At 33.7% G+C, this 17,451-nt stretch carries 21 protein-coding genes; 2 read left to right on the top strand and 19 right to left on the bottom strand.

Features of this window, described 5'->3' with window-relative positions; genetic code table 11:
• Positions 1-18 precede the first annotated feature (18 nt).
• The 11 genes from RR643_RS00920 to RR643_RS00870 form a co-directional block, all read right to left on the bottom strand.
• Entirely contained in the window at positions 19-441 is a 423-nt protein-coding gene (locus tag RR643_RS00920; protein WP_332472289.1) for a hypothetical protein, read from the bottom strand.
• A 62-nt stretch (positions 442-503) separates the two neighbouring features.
• A complete protein-coding gene (gene pyrE, locus RR643_RS00915; protein WP_332482042.1) occupies positions 504-1,136 on the bottom strand; it encodes an orotate phosphoribosyltransferase in 633 nt (210 codons plus the stop codon).
• Positions 1,137-1,139: 3 nt separating this feature from the next.
• Positions 1,140-1,844, bottom strand: a complete 705-nt coding sequence (pyrF, locus tag RR643_RS00910) for an orotidine-5'-phosphate decarboxylase (protein WP_332472291.1) — start codon at positions 1,842-1,844, stop codon at positions 1,140-1,142.
• Positions 1,841-2,758 carry a dihydroorotate dehydrogenase gene (locus RR643_RS00905; protein ID WP_332482041.1) on the bottom strand — a complete coding sequence of 306 codons (918 nt, stop codon included), beginning with the start codon at positions 2,756-2,758 and terminating at the stop codon, positions 1,841-1,843. The genes pyrF and RR643_RS00905 overlap by 4 nt, the downstream gene beginning before the upstream one ends.
• Positions 2,743-3,486 carry a dihydroorotate dehydrogenase electron transfer subunit gene (locus RR643_RS00900; RefSeq protein ID WP_332482040.1) on the bottom strand — a complete coding sequence of 248 codons (744 nt, stop codon included), beginning with the start codon at positions 3,484-3,486 and terminating at the stop codon, positions 2,743-2,745. The genes RR643_RS00905 and RR643_RS00900 overlap by 16 nt, the downstream gene beginning before the upstream one ends.
• Before the next feature lies 1 nt (position 3,487).
• On the bottom strand, positions 3,488-4,768 hold the full coding sequence (locus RR643_RS00895) for a dihydroorotase (RefSeq protein ID WP_332482039.1): 1,281 nt from the start codon (positions 4,766-4,768) through the stop codon (positions 3,488-3,490).
• 143 nt (positions 4,769-4,911) lie between these two features.
• Positions 4,912-5,391 carry a PssE/Cps14G family polysaccharide biosynthesis glycosyltransferase gene (gene pssE, locus RR643_RS00890; RefSeq protein WP_332482038.1) on the bottom strand — a complete coding sequence of 160 codons (480 nt, stop codon included), beginning with the start codon at positions 5,389-5,391 and terminating at the stop codon, positions 4,912-4,914.
• Positions 5,391-5,861: a PssD/Cps14F family polysaccharide biosynthesis glycosyltransferase gene (pssD, locus tag RR643_RS00885; RefSeq protein WP_332472296.1), complete on the bottom strand. Its 471-nt coding sequence runs from the start codon at positions 5,859-5,861 to the stop codon at positions 5,391-5,393. Before pssD ends, pssE begins: the two co-directional genes overlap by 1 nt.
• 54 nt (positions 5,862-5,915) lie before the next feature.
• Positions 5,916-7,622 carry a phosphoenolpyruvate--protein phosphotransferase gene (ptsP, locus tag RR643_RS00880; RefSeq protein WP_332472297.1) on the bottom strand — a complete coding sequence of 569 codons (1,707 nt, stop codon included), beginning with the start codon at positions 7,620-7,622 and terminating at the stop codon, positions 5,916-5,918.
• A gap of 12 nt (positions 7,623-7,634) precedes the next feature.
• Positions 7,635-7,862: an acyl carrier protein gene (locus RR643_RS00875; protein WP_332472298.1), complete on the bottom strand. Its 228-nt coding sequence runs from the start codon at positions 7,860-7,862 to the stop codon at positions 7,635-7,637.
• Between the two features lie 31 nt (positions 7,863-7,893).
• Positions 7,894-8,220 carry an MG284/MPN403 family protein gene (locus RR643_RS00870; protein WP_332472299.1) on the bottom strand — a complete coding sequence of 109 codons (327 nt, stop codon included), beginning with the start codon at positions 8,218-8,220 and terminating at the stop codon, positions 7,894-7,896.
• Positions 8,221-8,375: 155 nt separating this feature from the next.
• On the opposite strand from RR643_RS00870, the gene RR643_RS00865 reads away from it, so the two are divergent.
• Positions 8,376-9,038 (top strand): hypothetical protein, encoded by a 663-nt coding sequence (locus RR643_RS00865; protein WP_332472300.1) that lies wholly within the window; start codon positions 8,376-8,378, stop codon positions 9,036-9,038.
• A gap of 36 nt (positions 9,039-9,074) precedes the next feature.
• On the opposite strand, the gene hpf is transcribed toward RR643_RS00865, so the two are convergent.
• The 5 genes from hpf to rimO form a co-directional block, all read right to left on the bottom strand.
• Entirely contained in the window at positions 9,075-9,602 is a 528-nt protein-coding gene (gene hpf / locus RR643_RS00860) for a ribosome hibernation-promoting factor, HPF/YfiA family (protein ID WP_332472301.1), read from the bottom strand.
• A gap of 76 nt (positions 9,603-9,678) precedes the next feature.
• A complete protein-coding gene (locus RR643_RS00855) occupies positions 9,679-11,160 on the bottom strand; it encodes a DUF2779 domain-containing protein (RefSeq protein WP_332472302.1) in 1,482 nt (493 codons plus the stop codon).
• A gap of 85 nt (positions 11,161-11,245) precedes the next feature.
• Entirely contained in the window at positions 11,246-12,475 is a 1,230-nt protein-coding gene (locus tag RR643_RS00850; protein ID WP_332472303.1) for an aminopeptidase, read from the bottom strand.
• Between the two features lie 13 nt (positions 12,476-12,488).
• On the bottom strand, positions 12,489-13,388 hold the full coding sequence (locus RR643_RS00845) for an ROK family protein (protein WP_332472304.1): 900 nt from the start codon (positions 13,386-13,388) through the stop codon (positions 12,489-12,491).
• Positions 13,389-13,492: 104 nt separating this feature from the next.
• On the bottom strand, positions 13,493-14,794 hold the full coding sequence (gene rimO / locus RR643_RS00840; protein ID WP_332482037.1) for a 30S ribosomal protein S12 methylthiotransferase RimO: 1,302 nt from the start codon (positions 14,792-14,794) through the stop codon (positions 13,493-13,495).
• 121 nt (positions 14,795-14,915) lie between these two features.
• Between rimO and asnA the strand changes: the two genes are divergently transcribed.
• On the top strand, positions 14,916-15,923 hold the full coding sequence (gene asnA, locus RR643_RS00835; protein WP_332482036.1) for an aspartate--ammonia ligase: 1,008 nt from the start codon (positions 14,916-14,918) through the stop codon (positions 15,921-15,923).
• A 16-nt stretch (positions 15,924-15,939) separates the two neighbouring features.
• On the opposite strand, the gene RR643_RS00830 is transcribed toward asnA, so the two are convergent.
• Genes RR643_RS00830 through RR643_RS00820 form a run of 3 tightly spaced genes read right to left on the bottom strand, consistent with a single transcriptional unit; the run spans position 15,940 to position 17,386 of the window.
• Entirely contained in the window at positions 15,940-16,635 is a 696-nt protein-coding gene (locus tag RR643_RS00830) for an anti-sigma-I factor RsgI family protein (protein ID WP_332482035.1), read from the bottom strand.
• Positions 16,613-17,113: an RNA polymerase sigma factor gene (locus RR643_RS00825; protein ID WP_332472308.1), complete on the bottom strand. Its 501-nt coding sequence runs from the start codon at positions 17,111-17,113 to the stop codon at positions 16,613-16,615. Before RR643_RS00825 ends, RR643_RS00830 begins: the two co-directional genes overlap by 23 nt.
• 12 nt (positions 17,114-17,125) lie before the next feature.
• Positions 17,126-17,386, bottom strand: a complete 261-nt coding sequence (locus RR643_RS00820; RefSeq protein WP_332472309.1) for a hypothetical protein — start codon at positions 17,384-17,386, stop codon at positions 17,126-17,128.
• Positions 17,387-17,451: the final 65 nt, after the last annotated feature.

Genomic DNA, 17,451 nt, shown 5'->3' with positions numbered 1-17,451 from the left:
GTCCAAATTGGACTCATTTTATACTTTCACTGGCACTTTAGACATATAGCTTTTTTCAATTTTTTTGAATAAATCATCAAAGTCAAAACTAAAGTATCCCTTTCCATCCACCAACAAAGTATTGTCGGAATAAAGTTCAATCCACTCTTCATTCTCATTTGTGATTAAGTGATATGTAGTTAATGGATATGCATGGCTGTTAGTTTGAAAAGGGTTTGGAAACAGTCTTTGATTATTCAAAGTATTTGCCAGTTCTTGTATCTCATTTTCATTTGCAAAATCGACACGATAACATTCAGTATTAGATGCAGTATAATTGCATTTTATAATGCATGATTGTGATGATTTTAAAATAGTATTACTCATTTGAATTGATTGAGAATAATAGCCAATCACCACTAAAGCAATTAGTAGACAACTTCCAATTATTTCTTTCTCCATCAATTTCACCTCTACTCACTTCGATAGAATTATAGGATAAAAGAAACCACAAATGTGGTTTTCTACTTAATCATCCAACTTTCATCACTCGGATTATTTCTAAATTTAATTAATCTCTCTTTATCTTCAGGTTGAATATATCCTGTTTCAGCTGCTACCTCAACAAGTACATCTAAATTACTTGCGGATACATTTTTTACATTCGCTTCAGCAAGACGGTCTAATCCTTTTTTCATACCATAAGTGAAGATTGATGCAATCCCTAATACTTCAGCACCAGCATCTTGTAGTACTTTAACAACTTCAATACTAGATCCTGCAGTTGAAATTAAGTCCTCAACTACAACAACCTTTGTACCAGGTTCACATTTACCTTCAATTTGATTTGTACGTCCATGGTCTTTAGCACTAGCACGAACATAACCCATTGGTAAATCAAGGATTTCCGAAACTAAAGCAGCGTGTGCAATACCTGCAGTTGCAGTTCCCATTACCGCTTCACATTCAGGATAATGTTTTTTAATAATTTCAGCTAATGCATTTTCAACATCTCTTCTTACTTTTGGACTCGAAAGAGTCAGACGATTATCACAATATATAGGAGCCTTGATTCCACTAGCCCAAGTAAATGGATCATCTGGTTTTAGAAATACAGCTTGAATATCTAATAAATCTTTAGCTATTAACTTTTCCATTAACTATTCTCCTTTTACAAATTCTTTTACACAACGACGATATGCTTCAACAGGATTTTCTGCACCTGTAATTGGACGACCCACAACAATATAATCACTACCAATTTCTCTTGCTAATGCAGGTGTTGTAACACGGACTTGATCACCTTTTGTTGCATCATTGAAACGAATACCCGGAGTTACTGTAATAAAATTTTCTGAACAAGCTTCACGAATCAAACCAGCTTCAAGCGGGCTACAAACAACACCTGCAAGTCCTGCTTTCTCTGCATTCTTTGCATAGTGAACAACTGTATCATTGATGCTATGATCAATCCAAAGTTCTTCTTTCATTTTCTCTTCTGATGTACTAGTAAGTTGTGTTACCGCTATTAATTTAATGTTTGGATTTATTTCATTCACTGCTTTTTGAGCTGCAGCCATCATTTCAATTGTTCCTGCTGCATGCACATTTAACATATCTGCCCCAAGTGTTGCTAGATTTTTAATTGCTTTATAAACAGTATTTGGAATATCATGTTGTTTTAAATCTAAGAAAATTTTGTGTCCACGACGTTTGATTTCATGCACAATACTTGGTCCTTCAGAATAGAATAATTCTTGACCAATCTTAACATAAGGTTTTTCTTCTTTGAATAAATCTAGGAAATTTAATGTTTCTTCTTTTGTTGAAAAATCACAAGCGATAATGACATCTCTTTCTCTCATTGATGAGCCCTCCCTATTATGTCTTCTAATTTATTTATTCCTAACTTATCCATTAATTTTGGTAAGTTATCGATAATTTCTTTACATGCATATGGATTACGGCAATTTTCTGCCCCTACCTCTATTGCGGTAGCACCTGCATACATCATTTCAATTACATCTTCAGCTGTTGCGATTCCGCCAATACCAATGATTGGAATTTTTACTTCTTTATAGACTTGATAAACCATGCGTAAGGCAACTGGTTTAATTGCAGGTCCACTAAATCCTCCCATTACATTTGCAATGATTGGTTTTCCTGTTTTTAAATCAAAACGTGAACCAAGCAATGTATTAATCATGCTTATTCCATCAGCACCTGCATCTTCCACCGCTTTAGCGATTTCTACAATGTCTGTTACATTAGGTGATAATTTAATATATACCGGTTTGGTTGTTACTGCTTTCACTGCTCTTGTAACTTCTGCAGCATTTTCAGGATTGGTACCAAAACTCATACCACCATGTTTTACATTTGGACATGAAATATTAATTTCAAGTATACCTACTATCTCTTCTTTATCCATTTTCTTGGCACATTCAACATACTCATCAACGGAGAATCCAGAAATGTTTGCTACTACTTTTTTATGATACACCTCTTGTAATTTTTTAAATTCTGTTTGTATGACTTCATCGATTCCAGGATTTTGTAATCCAACTGCATTGATCATACCGCGATCACATTCTGCTATACGTGGTGTTGGATTTCCAAATCTCGCTTCTCTTGTCGTTCCTTTTGTTGCAATGCTTCCAAGTTCATTGATGTCATAGAATTGAGCAAACTCATAACCAAATCCGAAAGTACCACTCGCAGGAATTACTGGGTTATCTAACTCCCACCCTGATAAATTTACCTTTAGTCTTTTGTCCATAAGATTTCCTCACTTTTCATGACTGGTCCTTCAACACAAATTCTTTTATATCCTGTCAATGTTTTACAACTACATCCCATACACGCACCAAATCCACATCCCATTCTTTCTTCAAACGAGAGTTGCCCTTGGGTATTAGATGAATCAAATACTGCTTTTAGCATCGGTAATGGACCACAAGAATAATATGGATAATGCTTTAACTCACCCTGTATTGCATTGGATACATATCCTTTAACTCCATAACTTCCATCTACCGTACAAACAGTTACATTTGCACCTAGTAGTTTAAACTCTTCTTCATAGAAACTCTCATTCAATGTATTAAATCCAAGAATAACTTCAACTTGAGTTCCTTGTTTAATTAATTCTTTACATAATCGATATAATGGCGGTACTCCTACCCCACCACCAACAATCAATGCTTTTTTAGACGAAACTAAATCAAACCCATTTCCTAATCCCACAAGTACCTCAAGGATTTGTTGAGGTTGTTGATGTGACATCCACTCTGTTCCATCACCAACTATTTTATAGATAATTGTAAGTGTTGTATCATTCCAATCACTTATGCTAATAGGTCTCTTGAGATATCCATTATCTACAGTAATGTTGATAAACTGTCCAGGTTTTTCAACCCAACTTGTATCCCCTTCAAGAATCATTTTGTAAACATTTTTAGTTAACATCACATTTTGTATTATTCGATAGGTTTGTACAGATTTCATATTACAGGCCCTTTCTATAAACTACTTCTCCATCACAGATAGTCATATAGCATTTACTTTGTAACCATTGTCCTTCAAACGGAGTACTTTTTCCTTTTGATTCAAATTCTTGAGGTCGAACAAATTGGCGATCTAACAGATTGAATATTGTGATATTCGCTTTTTCAAAATTCACAATTTCACCACCATCAACACCAAATACATCTGCTGCTCTTCCACTCATCCATTCCATCACATCTTCAAGTTTACATTTTTTCTCTTTAACTAATTTTGTATAAACTAATGGAAATGCGATTTCATTTGTTACAATACCCATCATCGCTTTATCCATTGTACAGTTCTTTTCATCAGCACTATGAGGTGCTTGATCTGTCGCAATACAATCAATCGTTCCATCCAGTAATCCTTGTATCAAAGCTTCTTGATCTTCTTTTGAACGAAGAGGAGGATTCATTTTAAAACGTCCATGATTCTCCACAATATCATCTTCACATAAGAACAAATGATGTGGAGTCACTTCACCACTTACAGGCAATCCCTCTTTTTTTGCCTGTCTTAACAATTCAACTGATTCTTTCGTTGATATATGACAAATGTGATATTGGCATTTTGTTTCTCGAACCAAATCAATATCACGTTTTACTTGTTCATATTCAGAAGCACTAGATATTCCTATTAAGCCAAATTCCTTAGCCTTACTACCATCATGAATACAACCACCTGGTTTTAATAATCTTTCATCCTCACAATGCGCTATCACAATTGCATTATTCTTAGCACAACTTTGCATAGCTACTTTCATCATGTCATCTTCTTGTACACCTTTACCATCATCAGAAAATAGATAAGTATGTTTGATTAATTGGTCAAAATCTACCAGTTCTCCAACACCTTTTTGTCCTTTTGTTATTGATGCAATGGGTAATACATGGATACAAGCATTTTGTTCGATGTGTTGTTCTAATTGTTTTATATTTTCAACACTGTCTGGTACAGGATTAATATTTGGCATCGCAAATACTGTGGTATATCCACCGTGTGCTGCCGCTTTTGTGCCTGCACTCATTGTTTCTTTATAAGAATAACCAGGTTCTCTTAAATGTACATGTGGATCAATGAAGCCTGGAAAAATATGCAATCCTGCACAGTCAATGATCTCTTCTACATCATCAACATCAATCTTATCTGCAGTGACAATACAACCATCATCATCGATAATAAAATCCTTCTCTTCAAATTTTCCTTTGATATATACAGTTCCATTTTGAAATAATCTTCCCATATAACCTCCATAAAAAAACCTTCAAAACATGCGTTCGAAGGTTATCAGTAGTTACTATAAAAAATTGATTTCTTCGAAACGTCACGCATTTCATTAAAGCCATTGACATTATATCATATTCATTTTGATTTAATAGATGTTTTCTAGTTTTTTTCCATAAAATCTTCAATTAGTTTGATAAATGAATCTGTATTACTCACAAGCGTTTTCGGCTTAAACGTGTTGCTTCTTTTAATATATTCATCCAAGTGTTCTAAATCCTTGGCATAAATCAAATTTCCTTGTTCATCAAAGCTTTCTAATATTTGTGTCTGATGATCATTATGATGTTCACCAAACTGTGCAAGTCTTGCAGCACCGATAACTCTTTTGCCACTTTTTAATGCTGTCATAATCGTTCCAACACCACCATGGGTGATAATATAATCTGCCTCTAATAACAATTTCGCAAATTCATCGCGATCAATATAATCAAATATCTCCATGTGTTTAGATTCAAATTTAGTATAGCCTGCTTGTACAATGACCTTATCTTGAATCAACCCTTGTTCTATTTGTTTTTCAATTGACTCAAGCAATCGATGAAACGATTTATCCTGTGTTCCTAAAGTAACTAGTATCATTAGAAAATCCACCCCCCATATACAGCATTTGGATAAAACTCAAGCATACTTTCCCATTGCACAATGAATAAATCAGCAATTGGATAAATCATCCTTCCTGCTTGAGTTGGTGTTTTCGCATTCGCAAATGTTTCAATATAAATAACTTTCTTTTTAAACATATGAGCAATTTTGCACATCGGTACAGCCGTATGTGTTCCTGTCGTAATTATATAGTCAGGTCTAATTTTAATAAAAAGAAAAAGTGATTTTAAAATATTGAAAGAAAAGATAAATAAATATGAGAATAAATGTTGTTTAGTACCATAAGCAAGAGTTGTAAACTTATCTCCATATTTATCCTTTAATGATTTATTAGATGCGGTATTTTCTGTAATTAAGGTTGCATCTACACGTTCAAACATTGGTGCAAGTTGCATCAATTCAGTCAGATGTCCTCCTGTACTTGATATAAAAATTACTTTTTTCATTTGAATTCTCCTCAAAAAAAGAAAGAGTGTGAACACTCACACTCTTATTTTAACTTATTTTAAACTATTTTTCACTAGTTCAACGACATCTTCCATAGTTTCACTTGCAAGTGCTTTAGCAGCAAGTTCTTCCATATCAGATTTCTTTAATGAACGAATCATCTTACGAGCACGAAGAATACTTGAAGCACTCATTGAGAATTCATCAAGACCAAGTCCTAGCAATACTGGAGCAGCAAGTTCATCCCCTGCCATTTCTCCACACATACCACACCATTTACCTTCTTTATGAGCTCCATCGATAGCCATCTTGATAAGACGTAATAATGATGGGTTCATAGGTTGGTATAGATATGATACTTTTTCACTCATTCTATCTGCAGCCATTGAATATTGTACTAAATCGTTTGTCCCGATTGAGAAGAAATCAGCTTCTTTAGCAAATTGATCAGCAAGAACTGCTGCAGCTGGAATTTCAACCATGATACCAACTTCAATTTTTTCACCAATTTTAACGCCTTCAGCAATCAATTTAGCTTTTTCTTCATTGAATAACTCTTTTGCAGCTCTAAATTCTTTTAAAGTTGCGATCATTGGGAACATAATACATAGACGTCCATAAGCACTCGCACGAATTAATGCACGTAATTGAGTTCTAAAGATATCTGTTCTGTCTAAACATAGACGAATAGCACGGTATCCTAAGAAAGGATTCATTTCTTCAGGGAATGTGAAGTAGCTTAATTTCTTATCTCCACCAATATCCAAAGTACGAATAACTACTTTCTTACCATCCATTGCTTCTAAAACTGTTTTATAAGCCTCAAATTGTTCATCTTCTGTTGGGAAATCAGATTCGCTATCCATGTACAAGAATTCTGTACGGTATAAACCAACCCCTTCTCCACCATTTGCAAGAACACCAACAACATCTTTTGGTGTACCAATATTACCTGCAAGTTCAACTTCATGACCATCTAATGTAACACTCTTTTCATTAATTAAAATTTTAAGAGCTTCTTTTTCTTCGCTAAATTTAGCGCGTTTAGCACTGTATTCATCGATTTGATCTTGAGATGGATTTAGAATAACTACGCCATCAATAGCGTCAAGGATAAGTATATCTCCTTGTTTAGCTTCTTCCATGATTACGCCACATCCTACAACCGCTGGAATTTCTAAACTTCTAGCCATAATAGCTGAATGTGAAGTTCTACCACCAATTGCAGTAGCGAAACCTAGTGTATATTTTTTATTTAATTGTGCTGTATCAGAAGGTGTTAAATCTTCTGCAACAATAATTACTTCTTCATTTATAGTTGTTAAATCAGGGATGATTGCGCCAGCAAGATTACATTGTAGGCGGAAAGTAACATCCTTAACATCAGCTGCTCTTTCTTTGAAATATGCGTCATCCATACTTTCAAACATACCAACCATCATGTTAGCTACTTGTTCAGTAGCATATTCAGCATTAATACCTTCTGATTTAATCATTTCTTCGATTTGACCTTTTAATTCTGGGTCATTTGCCATCATCAAATGGGCATCAAAGATAGCTAATTCTTCTTCAGATAAGTTACCTGCTGCTCTTGCTTTGATTACTTCAATGTCTGCGATTGTTTTTTCAAACGCTTTTTCTAGCTTTGCAATTTCTTCGTCCGAAGAACTTTGTACTTTTTCAATTTTAAGCTCAGGTTGTTGCAATTTATAAACCTTTGCAATTGCTACTCCCGATGATGCTGCAATACCTTTCAACATAGATATCCCTCCTTAAATTATATGACGATCTACTATATCAGCCATATCTTTGATAGTGTTAATATCATGTAATTCTTCATCAAAAAAAGTAATCCCCAATGCTTCTTCCAAGCCAAGCGCAAAATCAACAACCCCGAAAGAATCTAGCCCTAATTCTTCAAAAGTTGTTTCTTCCTTGATTTCACATCTCTTATCTATTGATTTTTCAAGGTAACTTTTAATTGTGTTGAATGTCTCCATGTCTCACACCTCACGGAGATTTTATCATTTTTTAGAGGTTAAGACAATCAATAAATTCATCAATTGCTTGCTTTTTAAGTCGATAAAAACTACTTTTCGAATAATAATCACGATACCAGTTTGGTTTTGAATATCCAAAAAACTCATTTCTTAAAATAAACTCACTTGTTGAACTACATAATCGTAATGCAGAATCCACTAAATACAGTGAGCCTAATTCCCCCTCGTATTGCATATGCCCTTCTTGCACACCAAAAATACGATATAAGTGAACTCGTCTCATCGAATTCATATATCCTTTCGCTAAAAAGGTTATAAATGTAATTTTTTCTTTATCACTCCATGTTTTAGTAAGCATCCTGTATCCTCCTAATCCATTTATATGACAAATTTCACTAAAACCATCCATTTCTCTCGTAACTATAGATACTATTTTTTTCTCACCTATATTGTGGCTTGATTTTTATTGCTTTCTTGATATAATTTTCAAGTACACTCGAAGGGGGTTAGATTATGAGTAATCAGTCTACAACTTTACCCTATAGCCGAATCATATTATCAATTTGTTTCTTTCTTATCGTCCCCATTTTTTCACCATTGATAAATATGGTTATACAAAATCAATTAATTGCATATACTTTTACCGTAAGTCTTTCTGGTTTACTATTAATGATTCAGAACTGGGATTTACTCGAAATTCATGGCAAGCGATTTAAAGATGATTCTAAAGAAGCAACCTTCTTTACTATTCTTGGTATTTTAGTTTTATCATTTATTGTTTGGGCTAATCATACTTACTTAAAAGCATTCTTACCATTTATTGATCCTGAAATCCTATCTTCATTCACATGGTTTATTATTCCAATCTTCTTGGTTAATACATTTGTCTTCGCTATGAATTATGTTCTTGTATTCAAATGTGTTACAGATCGTTTGAAGTTAAAACATGCAGAAGCTGTTGTAATTCTATTGTCAGGATTTCTATTCGCATTATTATTTACGGTTACGTATATACCATTTGATGTAATTGCTTGGCTAAAAGGTTATTTGTTTTATTTTATAATTACAGTTATTATTTCTTATTTGTACAACCAAACACACTCATTCTTACCTGGAATGATTAGTTTTGGATTTGTATTGTTCTTATTCAATTTATTAAATTACTTAGGCATGTAAAAAGGATGTTCAAATACGAACATCCTTTTCATTTATTTATTCTGTTTCAATTAAACCATATCCACCGTTATTACGACGGTAAACAACACTAATTGTTTCAGTTTCAGTATCTGTGTAGATAAAGAAACTATGTCCTAACATTTCCATTTGAAGAATTGCTTCTTCTAAATCCATCGATTTTGCTTGAATTGTTTTCGTCTTTACAGGAATGTCTCCTGTGCTTAATTTTTCTTCATCAATTTCAATAAAACTCATCGCAAGTTTATCTTTGTGTTTACGTGATAATCTTGTTTTTTGACGACGAATTTGATCTTCTAGTTTATCAATCGCCAAGTCGATTGCAGCATATAAATCTTCATGCTCGACTTCTGCACGTAACAATCCAATTTTGCTTGGAATTGTCACCTCTATTTTTTGAGTTGTCGGATAGATTTTCACAACAACACGTGCAATTGTGTCTTCATCAATTAAGAAATACTTGTCTAGGAATGATAATTTATTTTCAATTTTCGCTCTCATTCCATCTGTGATACTAACATGTTGTCCAACGATTTCAAATCTCATACTCGAAACCTCCTCTTCTTAATTACATTATAAATGATTCGCTGCGAGTTTGGTATATCAATACATCATTGTTCAGTTATTTTTCATAATTATCGACTAAACTCATCAACCATTTATATACCACTACCATTGCATATGTATCCATACTACAATATTCAATTAAATGATTTCTAATTGCCTCAGGATCAACATCATCATTTTCTTGATCCAATAAACGCCATTGGAATACCGCATCCATCCCTTGGTGAATATCTAAATCTTGATAACCACTTTGATTTTCCATTAATGACATTAATACTTTCAACGAATAATATCCACGCATTCTTACATCATACACTGTACCAATCACAAATGGAAAAGCTAAGTCAACTAATCGCTTATAGAGAATCATTAACTCTTTTGCATATTCAGGAAATTGTGCAGCCATTTCTTTTAATCGTATTTTCTCTGCACCTTCAGCATTATAGGCAACAATAGTTCCATTTGCAGGAATATCTTTCATTAAGTTCTCCGCAAGATGTCTACGACAATCTCGAGTACCTAAGTATTCTTTATGTTCGATTGTTCCATCTTCATAGAGAATATGAATAGAATATTCGAATGGTAATACATCATATGGTTTCATTCCCTTAAATGGTGGAATTGCATAAGTCTCCCATTCAAAATCCAAGAAAGTGATTGGAAATTTAATTTTCTCAATCCAAATCTTAAGTGAATAATAATCTACATAAAGTCCATCATTTTGACTTGCACGAATTTGTGCAAATTGTTGCCTTGAACCTTCAATTCGTTCCAAGTCAACATCTTTTAGTTTGAGTCTTCCTTCGTGATGCATGTCATATTTATGTTGAGAAGAAACCAATGTTAAAATTGAATCTGCCTCAACTTCTATTTCATTAGGAAAACACTTGTCGTAGAAACGACACTTATTCTTTTTCGTACATTTATTTTGACGTGTACATTCTACTTTATCTAATTGAAGTACTTCATCCATGCCGTTAAGGATATCTTCTAAATTACGTAACCGCTTAAAGATTGTATCCTTTACATTTTTACTCGGATTTCCTTTATCATTGAAAAAATCCGCCGTAATTTGGAATAGTTGATGTGGATCTAACTCATCTGAACGAACATAGTTTTCATCAAAGTGTAAGATATAGATTTGATTGATTTTAATATCATTTTCTTCTAATACCCAAATACTACTGCAATAAAAATTCATGTCATCATCTTTTGGACGATTACCACAAAATAAGAAATAGACATCCCACCCATTGTTTGTTTTATGGAGGAATGGTATTTTTGCACGTAATTGTTTCGCTTCAAATCTTCCTTTAACAATCCATTCATTGTCATTCATCGCTAAAAGGGCTTTACTCGCTTCATCGCCACGAGCACCTAAAAAACAATCTGTAACTCCTAGTTTCTCACAAGCTAAAGTTGTTACAGCTTCATCAAGACGAACATATGAATTAAATGGGAGAGATTTTTCATAATGACTCAACCAAAATAATTTTGGACATCTTAAATATTTTTTTACATCTGATATATGATACATCGTAATCACCTAAATTCATTATACATCACTAAATAGAATAGCTAAAGTAAATCATGAAGTCAAATAAAAACCTCATAAAATGAGGTTATATACAGAAATTTCCATCTTTAAAGATTTGAATCTCTTGATTATCATGAGTCGTTCCCACAATATTCATATCACTACTACCAAACATGAAATCGGAGTGAGCCATAGAAACATTACATCCATGCGCAAGTAATTCTTCTTTAGTCATGTTTTCTCCATTTTTAATATTGTTTGAATATGCTGCGCCTAGTGCTAAATGACAAGAGGCATTCTCATCAAACAACGTGTCATAGAATAAAATATTCATATTCGAGATAGGAGAATCATGAGAAATTAGGGCAACTTCACCTAAATAACAAGATCCTTCATCTAGATTGATTAAATTTGATAACGCATCTTCTTGTTTTTCTGCATGATATTCCACTGCTTTTCCATCTTTAAACTTAATCCAAAAGTTTTCAATTAACTTTCCTTGATAGTTTAGTGGTTTTGTTCCATACACAATACCATTAACTCCTGTACGAAGTGGTGTCGTGAATGTTTCTTCAGTTGGCATATTTGGATTAAATTCAATACCCCCTAAAGTTGGGTCGCATCCACCAGCCCAAATATGGTTTTCAACTAATCCTACAACTAAATCTGTTCCGATTCCATTTTGGAAATGGAGTGATTTAAAGTTATAGTTATTTAATGTGTCATTGTGTTTACGTAATTCTAGATTATGTTCATCCCACTCTTTTACTGGATCATTATCTTCAGTAATTCGAACTGATTTAAATATGGCATCTCTTAATGCAGTAGCTGCTTCTTCGCCTTTTAGATTCTTGAAAATTGTTTCTGCCCAAGTAACATTTGGAAGCGCAACAATAGACCATTGTCCTACATTTGACATTGTGTAGTAACGGAAAGGTTCCATTGCTTTTGATACTTCTAAATTCACTTCTTGTAGCTTATTTGGATCAATGTGTTTTAAATTACCCGGAATACTACTACGTATATTCAAGAATGCGCATTTTGCATCAACTGCTTCTTTACGACGTTCAATTTCCCAAGGTGAAACTTTTTTAAGTAAATCTGTTTCTACATGCTCATAGTGCAATTTTGTAATTAAATCATCATTCCAAACAACATCCACAATTGATGCTCCAACTTTATATGCTTCAAGGGTACATAGACGAACAAATTCAAATGCTTCAACGGGTGCGCTAATCACTAACATTTGTCCCTTTTGAATATTTACTCCTTGTTTTATGGCAAGTTCCGCATACTTTTGATAACGGTTATCCATTCATTTCACTTCCCTATAAACCATTGGAAATCGGTAACATTGCTGCACCTAAAATTCCAGGTTCACTACATTCAGCTTCGGTGAAAATTACGTCTCTCATACCTTTATGTACATAGTTTTTGAATTTTTCTTGCATGATTGGTAACCAAATATCCTTTGATTTCATAACGCCACCACCGATTACAAAAATATGTGGGTCTACGATATGCGCAATATGACTATACATAATCGCAAGATCTGTTGTCATCTGATCAACTAATTTCTTAGCTTCCGCATCACCTTCAACATATAATTCAAATACGTCTCTCGCACTTTGAATCTTATCGCCAAAAATTTCTTGTCCTTTACGTGTAAGTGCACGTCCACTCGCTTCACTCTCAGAAGCTCCTGGATTTAAATTATTAAATGGTTCGCGATATGGATCAACAATTAAATTCCCTACTTCACCCGCATACCCAGATTTACCTGAAACCAATTTACCATTCACAATAAGTGCTCCACCAATTCCAGTAGAAACAGTTGTGTAATAAACAATTGGATATAATTTTCCTGCACCAATAATCGCCTCAGCAAGACCTGCACAATTAGCGTCATTATCCATAAATGTAGGTAATCCCGTTGCTTCTTCAATCATTTTAGCCATTGGATAATCTGTGAATCCAGTTAAATTACTAGATAATTTCATGACTTTATTTACTGTATCTACAGGTCCTGGAACACCAATTCCAATACCTACACAGTCTTTATAACCGTCAATTTGCTTAATTAATGAAATAATGTTAGGTACAACCTTTTCAGGCCCTTCTAATCCATAAGAAGGACTTTTTAACTCTTGTAGTACTTCTCCAGAGTCACTAACTTTTGCAATACGTACATTTGTACCGCCTAAATCGATTCCGATAACTGTTTTCATGCATATCTCCTTTAGTATATATTCATTATTATAGAGTTTTTAAAACAAAAAGAAAAGGCTTACAAACGTTTTATGCAAAAGAAAAACTTTGATTTCTCAAAGTTCTACTTCATGCAATTCCCATAAAAATCGTGTGCTTTGATTCTATTAATCGTTACAGGTACAAAAGTTCCAAATTCAATGGGTGTTTCACTCTTAAATATAACTTCCCCATCAATACCATCCGGAGCACTAAAAACACTTCTACCGCGATAAAAACCAGTAAGCCCATCTTGTTTTTCCACAAGTACTTCTAGTGTTTTACCAATCAATTCTTGATTCTTAGCTTCAACAATCTCTTCTTGAAGTTTCATCATCAATTCATATCGTCTTTCTTTTTCTTCTTGTGTTACATCATCTACCATCTCATATGATGGAGTATCTTCTTCTTTAGAATATGTAAATCCACCTAAACGATCCCATTTGATCGTTTTCATAAATTCTAGATTCATGTCTACATCTTCCAATGTTTCTGTTGGGAATCCTACAATCATCGTCGTACGCAAAGCGGGTAATGGATACGTTTCTCTAATTTTATTGACTAAATCTATGATACTTTCACTAGTGCCTCGACGATTCATGATACTCAACATACGATTTGAACCATGTTGAACTGGTATATCGAAGTAAGGTAATACCTTTTCAAGCTTTGCCATACCTTCAATTAACTCATAATCAATTTCATCAGGATACATATAAAGTACTCGAATCCAGTGAAGCCCTTCAATTTCATTACATCGTTTCAATAATTCCAACAAGCGTCTTTCCCCATAGTTATCTAATCCATAACGTGTTGTATCTTGTGCAATTAGATTTAATTCCTTAACTCCACGTTTCGCAAGTTCTTTAGCTTGTTCAACTAAAACTTCAATATCAAATGAACGATACCCTCCGCGAATTAGTGGAATCGCACAGTATGAACAACGATTATCACAGCCATCCGCAATCTTCAAGTATGCCATCCACGGTTTACCTGTAAGTACTTGTGGACATTTGCCATAATCATTGGCAATCTTTTCACCCAATACTTCGGTAAGAATAGGTCCTAATTGATTGTATTGCTTAAGGGTAATAAAACAATCAACTTCCGGTAATTCCTCTACTAATTGATCATAGTAACGTTCAGACAAACATCCCATCACGATTAATTTTTTACACTTCTTTCCTTTATATTCAGCCATTTCCAGAATTGTATTAATTCCTTCTTCTTTAGCTGGATCAATAAATCCACAAGTATTGACAATTATTGCTTCTGCTTCATTTAAGTTATATGTAATTTCTTGATTGGATTGTTGAAGCATTCCAATTAAGTTTTCCGTATCGACTAAGTTTTTACAGCATCCTAATGATATAATTCCTATTTTCATAACCTACCTACTTTCCGACAGTATTGTATCATAATCCCTTATCTTATGCAGTAGGATAGAACTTTTTCTTCACGATACTGATTAAATCATATATAATTAATGATTATGTGAGGTATTCAATATGAAATTATATATTCCAGAAAACTATGATCCTGTCTTATCAGTGAGAGAAACGCAAGAAGCTATCAAGTATATTCGTGATACATTTCAAAAAGAATTAGGTAAAGTACTCGGTTTATCGCGTATTTCAGCGCCTTTATTCGTGGAGAAGAGTTCTGGTTTAAATGATAATTTAAACGGTATAGAACGCCCTGTAAGCTTTGATATGAAAGAATTACCAAACGAAGAGATAGAGGTTGTTCAATCCCTTGCGAAATGGAAACGTCTAGCACTTAAAAAATATGACTTCAAAATGCACGAAGGTTTATACACAAACATGAACGCTATCCGTCGTGATGAAGAGGTAGATAATACCCATTCATGCTATGTGGACCAATGGGATTGGGAAAAGATTATTTCAAAAGAAGAAAGAACAATCGATGTTCTAAAACAGACTGTACAAGATATTTTTAAAGTAATTAAGCACATGGAGCATGAAGTTTGGTATAAATATCCTAACGCAGTGAACCACTTACCAAATAAAATTCATTTTATTACGACACAAGAACTTGAAGATAAATATCCTAACTTCACACCTAAAGAAAGAGAAAATGCCATTTCAAAAGAATTAGGTTGTGTCTTTATTATGAAAATCGGTGAACCATTGAATAGTGGTACACCTCATGATGGTAGAGCTCCTGACTACGATGATTGGTCATTAAATGGAGATATCTTCATTTGGCATGAAACATTACAAATGGGTTTAGAATTATCCAGTATGGGTATACGTGTGGATGAAACTGCCATTGTTGAACAATGTAAGAAAGCAAACTGCTTAGATCGTTTAAATCTTCCATATCACAAAATGATTGTGAATAAGGAATTACCTTATACAATTGGTGGAGGTATTGGTCAATCTCGCCTATGCATGCTTCTTCTAAATAAAGCTCATGTTGGTGAGGTTCAGGCAAGTACTTGGCCACAAGCTATGATTGATGAATGCGAAAAACATAAAATTCATATACTCTAAAAATAAAGGATGCAACTTAATCGTTGCACCCTTTTCTATATCCATTGCCGTTTCCTTTTTGACAATGTCCTTGTATCTCATTTAACTCATTCATAGAACAATGTTCTAACTCATCAAATGTGTATTCATCAGTTGTTTCAATAATATTAGTTATCGCTTGGTATTTTCCAACACCCATGTTTCTTTTCCTTGCGTTTTCCCAAGTCTCTTTATCCACTTGTTGGCTATGACAGTTTTTACCATTAAAATTCTTTTGAAGTACTCCATTTACTAGTTGATCTAATGAATTTGATATAGCTAAATTTTCTGAATAGACACTCACTTCTAAATAGTTATTGATATAGTTAGCTTGATACACTGGTGAATCAATAATCATATCCATTGCTTCTTGAATATCTAAACCAATCACATGTATTTCACTAAGCAAATTAGTGGCATCGCCATTAACATCCACAACTTCAACAACACGATTATTCTTATCTAAGTTCAAAACAATACTAGGATTAACTTCCATTGCGATTGAACTCACTACAATAGAAGATGGTGATTGACTAAAGAAAGATAATGATGTCACAACCAAAACAAGAATCATCGCAAAAGCAAATCCATATCGTACATTGTTTGAGTGTTTAGGTTTTATAACTTTTCGAAAGATTTCTTCTTTCTTCATATCACTGACTTGAATTTGATCAAGTTGTTTCATTCTCTTCATTTAACACATCACCTCCTAGTCTTTTTTTCAACTCCGCTCTTGCACGCTGAAGTCTTGATGATATTGTATTAATACTACATTCACATATGGATGCAATTTCTTTTAAACTGTATTCTTCATAATAATACAAATAAATAACAGTGGCATAGTCTTTCTTGAGTTTCCTTACCTCAAGGATAAGTTCCCCGTCATCTTTATCGGGATTGATTGAAAACTGACTGAAATCATCCGTTAGTTCAACATTCTTCCGAAACCAACTTTTAATGAAATCTTTGCATGAATTAATTGTAACTCGAAGTATCCACGCCTTTTCATGTTGCGGATCAAGGAAAGGTTGATTAAGTTTGTAATACTTTATGAAGACATCTTGAAAAATATCATCGACATCTGCCTCTGACTTACTATATATAAAGCAAATTCTTCTTACATCGTTTGCGTACAAATCGATCGCTTTTTCAAGTTGTTCTTCATTTAACATATTTACCTACTTTTAGTTATGACAGTTTCTTCCTTGTCCCATTCTAACATTTTTTACACTTCCTGTGTTTTTTGAACTCTTAGATTGATTCGAATAACGACGACCTTGGTATAACATTGGACAATCTTCGCTGTTGTTCAAACATTCTTCACTACTTCTTGGACAGTCTTCTCCATTTCTTGGACAATCTACTGTATCTTGTGCTGCAAAAACATTTGAGGTACCAAGTGCTAACATACCTATAATCGCTACTACTGAGAGTAATTTTTTCATAATCATTTCCTCCTTCTCTCACTACTAAAACGATTACAATTAAACATTTCGTGCAAAAAATGATA

This window comes from Anaerorhabdus sp. (assembly GCF_036637135.1).
In the GTDB taxonomy this organism is placed as follows: Bacteria; Bacillota_I; Bacilli_A; order Erysipelotrichales; family Erysipelotrichaceae; genus Anaerorhabdus.
This window is presented reverse-complemented; position numbering and strand designations above follow the sequence as displayed.